This window comes from Streptomyces javensis (assembly GCF_039525925.1).
GTDB classification, from domain to species: domain Bacteria; phylum Actinomycetota; class Actinomycetes; order Streptomycetales; family Streptomycetaceae; genus Streptomyces; species Streptomyces asiaticus.
Map to the genome: position 1 here is coordinate 1 of NZ_BAAAIF010000224.1, position 2,000 is coordinate 2,000.

At 67.5% G+C, this 2,000-nt stretch carries 1 pseudogene; it reads left to right on the forward strand.

Annotated features, from left to right (window positions below):
- Positions 1-122: 122 nt before the first annotated feature.
- Positions 123-2,000: pseudogene (locus ABD329_RS47660) on the forward strand (type I polyketide synthase); the annotation flags it as partial.

A 2,000-nucleotide genomic window follows, 5' to 3' on the forward strand; every position in this document is an offset into this window, starting at 1 on the left:
CGGCGCTTGTGGTGGCGGATGTGGACTGGGAGCGGTTCGGGTCGAGGTTCACCGCGTTGCGTCCGAGCCCGCTGCTGAGCGAGCTGATCCCCGACGCCGTCGGCTCGGGGGCTCCGCTGGGTGAATTCGCGGCCCGTTTCCCGACCATGTCCGAGGGTGAGCGCATGCGCGCGGCCGTCGAGCTGGTGCGTGTTTCGGCCGCGGCCGTGCTGGGGCACCAGGGCCCGGAGGCCATCGATCCCGTCAGGACGTTCCAGGAGATCGGCTTCGATTCGCTGACCGCGGTGGAACTGCGCAATCGGATCGCCACGGCCACCGGTATCCGACCGCCGACCACGATGATCTTCGACTATCCGACTCCTGTGGCCCTCGCCGAATATCTGAGCGTGGAATTGCTCGGTTCGTCGCAGGACAGTGTGCCGCCGTTGCAGGTGGCCGCGCCGGATGACGGTGATCCCGTTGTCATCGTCGGCATGAGCTGCCGGTTCCCCGGGGACGTCGAGTCTCCCGAGGACCTGTGGCGGCTGATCGACTCCGACGGCGATGCCATAAGTGCCTTTCCGACGGATCGTGGATGGGACCTGACCAGCCTCTTCGACACGGCTGTGGGGGAGTCGGGGACGTCGTACGCGCGTGTCGGCGGGTTCGTCCGTGGCGCGGGCGAGTTCGATCCGGGCTTCTTCGGTATCTCGCCGCGTGAGGCGACCGCGATGGATCCACAGCAGCGGCTGTTGCTGCACGCGGCATGGGAGGCCCTCGAGCGGGCCGGTATCCCGGCCGCCTCGGTCAGGGGCAGCCGGACGGGGGTGTTCGTCGGGGCGTCGCCGCAGGGCTATGGCGCTGCCGAAGCGTCGGAAGGCTATTTCCTCACCGGTAGTTCGGGCAGTGTCATTTCGGGTCGGGTGTCGTACACGCTGGGGCTTGAGGGTCCGGCGGTCACGGTGGATACGGCGTGTTCGTCGTCGTTGGTGGCGTTGCATCTGGCGGTGCAGGCGTTGCGGTCGGGTGAGTGCTCGCTGGCGCTCGCGGGCGGTGTCACGGTGATGGCGACACCCACTGCTTTCGTGGAGTTCTCGCGTCAGCGTGGACTGGCCGCGGATGGCCGCTGCAAGTCCTTCGCCGCCGGTGCGGATGGGACGGGTTGGTCGGAGGGCGTCGGGCTGCTGGTGGTGGAGCGGTTGTCCGATGCGGAGCGGTTTGGGCATCGGGTGTTGGCGGTGGTGCGGGGTAGTGCGGTGAATCAGGATGGTGCGTCGAATGGTTTGACGGCGCCGAATGGTCCGTCGCAGCAGCGGGTGATCCGGCAGGCGTTGGCCAATGCCCGTTTGTCGGCGGTGGATGTGGATGCGGTGGAGGCGCATGGTACGGGCACGGCGCTGGGTGATCCGATTGAGGCGCAGGCGTTGTTGGCCACGTACGGTCAGGGCCGGGATGTGGGTCGGCCGTTGTGGTTGGGGTCGGTGAAGTCGAACATCGGTCATACGCAGGCGGCCGCGGGTGTGGCTGGTGTGATCAAGATGGTGATGGCGATGCGGCATGGGGTGTTGCCGCGAACGCTGCACATCGATGAGCCCTCCCCGCATGTGGACTGGTCGTCCGGGTCGGTCGAGTTGTTGAGCGAAAGGGCTGCTTGGCCGGAGATGGACCGGCCGCGTCGGGCGGGTGTGTCGTCGTTCGGGGTGAGCGGGACGAACGCGCATGTGGTGTTGGAGCAGGCGCCTGGGGTGGTGGAGCCTGAGGCTGAGGCTGAAGGTGTGGTGTTGCCTGCTGTGCCGTGGGTGGTGTCGGGTGCGGGTGAGGTGGCGGTGCGGGCGCAGGTGGAGCGGTTGCGGGCTTTCGTGGACCGGAATCCGGGTCTGGATCCGGTGGATGTGGGGTGGTCTTTGGCGGCCACTCGTTCTGCGTTGTCGCATCGTGCGGTGGTGGTGGGTGCGGATCGTGAGGAGTTGCTGGGTGGGTTGGGTTCGGTGGTGGTGGGTGTGCCGGTGTCGGGTGGGTTG